The organism is Tropicimonas sp., from assembly GCF_047971885.1.
Lineage (GTDB): Bacteria > Pseudomonadota > Alphaproteobacteria > Rhodobacterales > Rhodobacteraceae > Tropicimonas.
This window is the reverse complement of record NZ_JBKEAE010000144.1, coordinates 1-7,157: the sequence shown is the minus strand read 5'-3', so window position 1 is coordinate 7,157 and position 7,157 is coordinate 1. Positions and strand designations below refer to the sequence as shown.

Annotated in this window: 5 protein-coding genes and 1 pseudogene; 2 read left to right on the top strand and 4 right to left on the bottom strand. The window is 66.0% G+C overall.

The annotated features are described in order from the left end of the window. Together ACK5IR_RS12185 and ACK5IR_RS12180 are read right to left on the bottom strand one after the other, a co-directional pair. Positions 1-119: pseudogene (locus ACK5IR_RS12185) on the bottom strand (rod shape-determining protein MreC); the annotation flags it as partial. Between the two features lie 44 nt (positions 120-163). Continuing rightward, on the bottom strand, positions 164-1,201 hold the full coding sequence (locus tag ACK5IR_RS12180) for a rod shape-determining protein (RefSeq protein ID WP_416929269.1): 1,038 nt from the start codon (positions 1,199-1,201) through the stop codon (positions 164-166). A 324-nt stretch (positions 1,202-1,525) separates the two neighbouring features. Between ACK5IR_RS12180 and ACK5IR_RS12175 the strand changes: the two genes are divergently transcribed. Continuing rightward, entirely contained in the window at positions 1,526-1,924 is a 399-nt protein-coding gene (locus tag ACK5IR_RS12175) for a DUF302 domain-containing protein (protein WP_416929267.1), read from the top strand. 158 nt (positions 1,925-2,082) lie between these two features. Here ACK5IR_RS12175 and ACK5IR_RS12170 read toward each other — a convergent pair whose 3' ends face one another. Both ACK5IR_RS12170 and ACK5IR_RS12165 read right to left on the bottom strand, forming a co-directional pair. Next, positions 2,083-3,648, bottom strand: a complete 1,566-nt coding sequence (locus tag ACK5IR_RS12170; RefSeq protein ID WP_416929265.1) for a 2-isopropylmalate synthase — start codon at positions 3,646-3,648, stop codon at positions 2,083-2,085. 258 nt (positions 3,649-3,906) lie between these two features. After that, positions 3,907-5,445, bottom strand: coding sequence for a 2-isopropylmalate synthase (locus ACK5IR_RS12165; RefSeq protein WP_416929263.1), 1,539 nt, complete (start codon positions 5,443-5,445; stop codon positions 3,907-3,909). Between the two features lie 171 nt (positions 5,446-5,616). Between ACK5IR_RS12165 and ACK5IR_RS12160 the strand changes: the two genes are divergently transcribed. Continuing rightward, positions 5,617-7,157: NAD+ synthase (locus ACK5IR_RS12160; protein WP_416929261.1), on the top strand; the 1,541-nt coding region annotated here is incomplete at its 3' end.

Sequence of the window (7,157 nt, the reverse complement as noted above, 5' to 3'; positions counted from 1 at the left end):
CGCGGCGAATCGATGCGCCAGATCAGGAAGATCGCCAGACAGAACAGAACCAGCCCGCCGACAAGGATACGCCGGACCGGGCGGACATAGTCGATCTCTGAGTTCCTGTTACGTGCCACGCGGCCTCACGTCCTGCCGGCGCTGTCCTGGCCGGTTCCGCCGTTCAGCTTTCGTAATCTATTGCATGCCGCAGCTGATGCTCGTACTCAAGCGCCTTGCCGGTGCCGAGCGCGACGCAATTGAGCGATTCGTCGGCGACCGAAATGGAAAGCCCGGTCTGCTCGCGCAGTGCGAGATCGAGATCGCCCAGCAGGGCGCCGCCGCCCGTCAGCATCACGCCGCGGTCGACGATATCGGCGGCAAGGTCGGGCGGGGTGGCTTCGAGCGCGGTCATCACCGCCTCGCAGATCGCCTGCACCGGTTCGGAAAGCGCCTCGGCAACCTGGGCCTGGTTGATCTCGGTCTCCTTGGGGATCCCGTTCAGCAGGTCGCGCCCCCGGATCTGCATCGACGAGCCGCGCCCGTCGTCCGGCATCCGGGCGGTGCCGATCGAGGTCTTGATGCGCTCGGCGGTCGAATCGCCGATCAGCAGATTCTGCTGGCGCCGCAGGTAGGAAACGATGGCGTCGTCCATCCGGTCGCCGCCGATGCGCACCGAGCGCGCGTAGACGATATCGCCGAGGCTGAGCACCGCCACCTCGGTCGTCCCGCCGCCGATATCGACCACCATCGAGCCGGTGGGATCGGTGATCGGCATCCCGGCACCGATGGCTGCCGCGATCGGCTCGGCAATGAGCCCGGCGCGCCGCGCGCCCGCCGACAGCACCGATTGCCGGATCGCCCGCTTTTCAACCGGTGTGGCGCCATGGGGCACGCAGACGATGATCTTGGGCTTGGTGAAGGTCGTGCGCTTGTGCACCTTGCGGATGAAATGCTTGATCATTTCCTCCGCCGTATCGAAATCGGCAATGACGCCCTCGCGCATCGGGCGGATCGCCTCGATGCTGCCGGGGGTGCGACCCAGCATCATCTTCGCATCCTCGCCGACGGCCAGCACTTCCTTGCGCCCGCCCTTGGTGTGATAGGCGACGACGGAGGGCTCGTTCAGCACGATGCCCTTGCCCTTCACATAGACCAGCGTGTTCGCCGTCCCGAGGTCGATTGCCATGTCGGAGGAGAACAGCCCACCAAATAGTGCCATGTTTGATTCTGTCCGTTGTCGTCGCTATGCCCAAAGGCCGGCGACTCCCGAGCCGCCGGATTGCGGCGTTATAGTCGCGGGGCCCCACAGGGGAAAGGGCGAAACTGGGGCGGTGGCGATGCACCGCCGTGTAGTGCCGTCGCCGGCCGATCCGCGGCGTGGCCTGCCCGGCGCTTCGCTGGCGGACCATCGAAATCCGGGTATTCCGCGACCGGGCCTGTCCCTCGGCCCGTTTCAGCGCTAGGATCCGCGCGGGGCGCTTCCTCGGGAGCGAACGGCGCCGGATGCGCCCCGCCGCTCGGGATCAGCCGGAGGAACCGAACCATGACCATGCTTGGATATACCGTGACCATCGACGGCCCGTTCGACGAGGCGGTCGAGACAGTGACAAAAGCGCTGGCGACCGAGGGGTTCGGTGTGATTTCGCGCATCGACCTCGACAAGGCCTTTGCCGAGAAGATCGGGGCCGATTTCCGCCGCTACACCATCCTTGGCGCCTGCAACCCGAATCTCGCCCTCAAGGCGGTGACGGCCCGGCCGGATATCGGCCTGCTGCTGCCCTGCAATGTGACGGTCGAGCAGGCCGGACAGGATTGCATCGTCAGGATCGTCGATGCCGGCGTGATGATGCAGTCGGGCGACCTGTCCGGGACGCCGGAGATCGCCGAGGTCGCTTCGGACGCGGTCGAACGGCTGACGAAGGTCGCGGCGAAGCTCGGGTGAGGCCGATGCGCGGGTAAAGCGAAATATGCGCCCGTTTTACCCAGAATGAGCATTGCCGGATGTTTGGGGTGGAGCCGGTTGATGGCCACCGGGACGAAGCCCTGAAGCAACCCGGTGGCCTTCTCGGCACAGGAAGCGGCGCCCGCCCGCCGCCCGCGTTATTTCACCATGTCGCGGTAGTCGATCTCCTTCCGGTCGGTGCCGGTCTTCCGGCGCCGCACGATCAGCCGGTTGAGCGCCGAGACATAGGCCTTGGCCGAGGCGACCACGGTATCGGTATCTGCCGCCTGTCCGGTGACGATACGGCCGTCTTCCTCCAGCCTGACGGTGACGGTTGCCTGCGCATCGGTGCCCCGCGTGACGGCATGCACCTGATAGAGCTTCAGATGCGCGTTATGGGGAAATATCTTCTTGACCGCATTGAAGGTCGCGTCCACCGGGCCGTCGCCCATGGCCGATTCCATATGGTCCACGCCCTCGACCGTCAGCGTCAGATCCGCCGATTGCGGCGCCTGCGTACCGCAGATCACGCGCAGGAACTTGACCTTCAGGTGTTCGTCCGCCTCGGCGCCGCTTTCGCGCATCAGCGCGATCAGGTCGTCGTCGTAGACTTCCTTCTTGCGGTCGGCCAGCGCCTTGAAGCGCACGAAGACGTCCTTGAGCTGGTTGTCCCCCAGATCGTAACCCAGATCGTGCAGCTTGGCGCGCAGCGCGGCGCGGCCCGAATGCTTGCCCATCACCAGGTTGGTGGCGCTCAGCCCGACATCCTCGGGGCGCATGATCTCGAAATTCTGCGGGTTCTTCAGCATGCCGTCCTGATGGATACCGCTTTTATGGGCAAAGGCGTTCTTGCCCACCACCGCCTTGTTGAACTGCACCTGAAAGCCCGAGACATCGGCGACGCGGCGCGAGATGTTCATGATCCGCGTACTGTCGACAGCGGTGGTGAAGGGCATGATGTCGTGCCGCACCTTGAGCGCCATCACCACCTCTTCCAGCGCGGTATTGCCCGCCCGCTCGCCCAGCCCGTTGATCGTGCATTCGATCTGGCGCGCGCCGGCCTCCACCGCGGCCAGCGCGTTGGCCGTCGCCATGCCCAGATCGTTGTGGCAGTGGGTGGCGAAAACCACCTTGTCGGCGCCGGGCACACGCTCGATCAGCATGCGGATCAGATCGGCCGATTCGCGCGGGGCGGTATAGCCCACCGTGTCGGGGATGTTGATCGTGGTGGCGCCGGCCCTGATGGCGATCTCCACCACCCGGCAGAGGTAATCGTGCTCGGTGCGCGTGGCGTCCATCGGCGACCATTGCACGTTGTCGCACAGGTTGCGGGCATGGCTGACCGTCTCGTGGATGCGCTCGGCCATCTCGTCCATGGTCAGGTTGGGGATGGCGCGGTGCAGCGGCGAGGTGCCGATGAAGGTGTGGATGCGCGGCTGCTCGGAATGGCGCACGGCCTCCCAGCAGCGGTCGATATCCTTGAAATTGGCGCGCGCCAGCCCGCAGATCACGGCGTTCTGCGTTACCTCGGCAATGTCGCGCACCGCCTCGAAATCGCCCTCCGAGGCAATGGGGAAGCCGGCTTCGATGATGTCCACGCCCATCTCGTCGAGCAACTGGGCGATCTCCAGCTTCTCGTCGTGGGTCATGGTGGCGCCGGGGCTCTGTTCGCCATCGCGCAGGGTGGTGTCGAAAATCAACACGCGGTTCGGGTCGTTCGTCATTGGGTATGTTCCTTGATGTCCTTCAATCCGGTGGCGCGATGCCAAAGCCCTCTGAGCGGACGCGCCGGAATGGCACGCTCAGAGGCGGCTAAGGAGAAGGAGAAGACCGGCAAGCGGAAGCGCCCGCGAAGCGGGCAGTGCTGCGATATGCCGGTCGGTCGTCATGGGTCCGGACTATACCGGCGCTTTTGCAAAAGAAAAGCGCGAAATCCCCGGACGAGCAAAGCCTGCGCCGGGCCGGCCCTGTCGTCGTTTCGATCACTCGGTCGGGGCGGGGTCTGCCGGGGGCGTCTCGGCGGCCTCGATTGCCGGCGGGTCGATGGTGTCGGGGTTTGCCGTCGAGCCGGCGCCGACATTGGCGCTGCCCGCTGCCGGGGCCCCGCTCTCGGCCGGCCGGTCGGAGCTGACCATCGCCCCCTGATCCCAGGTGCCCGAGCGAATTTCGCCGGTAGCATAGCGCATCATCCCCTCACCCTGCGGCATGCCTGCCCTGAAGGTTCCGGCATAGACATCGCCACTGGCATAGGTCGCCTCTCCGGCTCCCTCGATCTCGCCGTTGCTCCATTCGCCGGTATAGGCGAAGCCGCCGGGCGCGGTCAGCGTTCCGGTGCCTGCGCGCATGCCATCGGCGAAATCCCCCTCGTAGACGCTGCCGTCGGTATAGACGGCGCGCCCCTTGCCGTGGCGTACCCCGTCCTTCCAGTCGCCGTCGTAGACATAGCCGTCGGGGTAGGTCATCCTGCCCTTGCCGTCGTACCTGGCCCCCTTGAACTGGCCTTCGTAGACCTGCCCGTCGGCGTAATGCGCCACGCCGGTGCCGTCGATCACGCTGTCGACCCAGTCGCCTTCGTAGGTGTTACCGTCCGGATAGGTGATCTTGCCCTTGCCGTTGGCAAGGTCGTTGCTGAATGCGCCCTCGTAGACCGATCCGTCCGGATAGGTCACCTTGCCCGGCCCCTCGATCCGCCCGTCGACCCACGCGCCGGTGTACAGATAGCCGTCCGTTCCCCTGAAGGTGCCCTGACCGTGGCGGCGGTCGTTGGCGAACTGGCCTTCGTAGACATCGCCGTTGGCATAGGTCACCTTGCCCTGTCCCTCGCGGCGGCCCTCGGCGAGCGTTCCCTCGTAGATGTCGCCGTTGGACTGGGTCAGCTTGCCTGTTCCGTTCATCTGGCCGCCCTGCCACGCCCCGTCGTAGACCAGCCCGTCGGGCATGGTCAGCGTGCCCTGACCCGCGCGCTGGCCCTGGCTGAGGTGGCCGGTGTAGACGGCGCCTTCGGGATAGGTGATCTTGCCCTCGCCCTCCTTGACCCCCATGACCCACGCCCCTTCGTAGCGGTAGCCGTTGGGCGAGGTCATGGTGCCGGTGCCGTCGTGCAGCGCGCTGACGAACTGGCCTTCGTACCGGACGCCATTGGCGTAGCTGGCCACGCCCTGGCCGGTCATTTCGCCTTCGGTCCAGTCCCCTTCGTAGGTGCCGCCGTCGGGAAAGGTGATCTTGCCCGTGCCGTTCGGCTGGCCCTGCGCGAACGTGCCCTCGTAGACCGAACCATCGGGGAAACGCGCCGTCCCGTTGCCGAGGATCTCGCCCTCGACCCAGTCGCCCGAATACTCGTAGCCGTTGGGCAGCCGGTAGGTGCCGTGGCCGTGCTGCAACCCGTCCTTGAAGGTTCCCTCGTAGATGCCGCCGTTCTCGTACTGCTTGACCTCGACATCGCCGGTCTGGGCCGCCGCGAAGCCTGTCGCGGCGCTTGCCAGCATGACAGCGAGGAGGGAGGTGCGGGCCTGTCGGATCATTGCTGCTTCCCCTGAAAGGGCCGTTTTCGTTCCGGTCGTTCGGGGCGCACCCTAGAGGCCCCCCCGGCGGGGGGCAACGCTTTTCACGGTCTTGCGCTTTCAACTCCGCGACAGTCTGCTAGAAGGTCGGCGGCCCGATGCCGAGCCGATGCCGAGACCGCAAGGAATGCCATGACCCGATTTCGCCTGACGCTGGCCCAGTTGAACCCGACCGTCGGCGCGCTGCGCGAAAATGCCGGCAAGGCGCATACCGCCTGGCAGGCCGGCCGCGCTGCCGGCGCCGACATGGTGGCGCTGCCCGAGATGTTCCTGCCCGGCTATCAGGCGCAGGATCTGATGATGAAGCCCGCCTTCGTCGCCGATTGCCGCAACGTGCTGGAGCAGCTTGCCGCCGATTGCGCCGACGGGCCGGCGCTGGGGATCGGCCTGCCCTGGTTCGAGGGGGCGGAACTGTTCAATATCTATGCCGTGCTGAAGGGCGGCCGGATCGGCGCCGGGATCGTCAAGCATCACCTGCCCAATTTCAACGTCTTCGATGAAAAGCGCCTGTTTTCCGGCGGCGATGTCAGCGGCCCGACCGCGGTCGGGCCGCTGCGGGTGGGTATCCCGATCTGCGAGGACGCCTGGCATCCGGATGTCTGCGAGACCCTCGCCGAAACCGGCGCCGAAATGCTGCTGGTTCCCAATGGCTCGCCCTATTTCCGTGGCAAGCGCGCCTTTCGCCTGACCCACATGGTCAGCCGGGTTGTCGAAACCGGGCTGCCGCTGGTCTATCTCAACATGGTGGGCGGCCAGGACGATCAGGTCTTCGACGGCGGCTCGTTCGTTCTGAACCCGCATGGCAAGCTGGTGGTGCAACTGCCCCCGTTCGACGAGGCGATCGCGCATGTCGATTTCGTTCGCGGCGCCGATGGCTGGCTGGCCGAACCGGGCCAGATGGCCCATCTGCCGGACGAATGGGAGCAGGACTATCGCGTGATGGTCGAATCCCTGCGCGACTATCTGCGCAAGACCGGGTTTTCCAGGGTTCTGCTGGGGCTGTCCGGCGGCATCGATTCGGCGCTCGTCGCGACCATCGCCGCCGACGCCATCGGCCCGCAGAACCTGCGCTGCGTCATGCTGCCGTCGGAATTCACTTCGGAGCATTCGCTTCAGGACGCCGCAGCGGTGGCGCGCAATCTCGGCTGCCGGCTCGATACCCTGCCGATCTCGGGCCCCCGGGCGGCGGTAACCGAAGTGCTGGCGCCGCTTTTCGATGGGACCACGCCCGATCTGACCGAAGAGAACATCCAGTCGCGCCTGCGCGGCCTGTTGCTGATGGCGCTGTCGAACAAGTTCGGCGAGATGCTGCTGAGCACCGGCAACAAGTCCGAGGTCGCGGTGGGCTATGCCACGATCTATGGCGACATGGCGGGCGGCTACAACCCGATCAAGGATCTCTACAAGACGCGGGTCTTCGAGACCTGCCGCTGGCGCAACGCCAGCCACCGGGCGTGGATGCAGGGCCCGCCGGGCGAGGTGGTTCCGCCGCGCGTGATCGACAAGCCGCCGTCGGCCGAACTGCGCGCCGACCAGAAGGACGAGGACAGCCTGCCACCCTATCCGGTTCTGGACGGCATCCTCGAACGGCTGGTCGACGAGGACATGAGCATCGGCGAGATCGTCGCCGAGGGCTTCGACATCGCCGATGTCGAACAGGTGGAGCGGCTGGT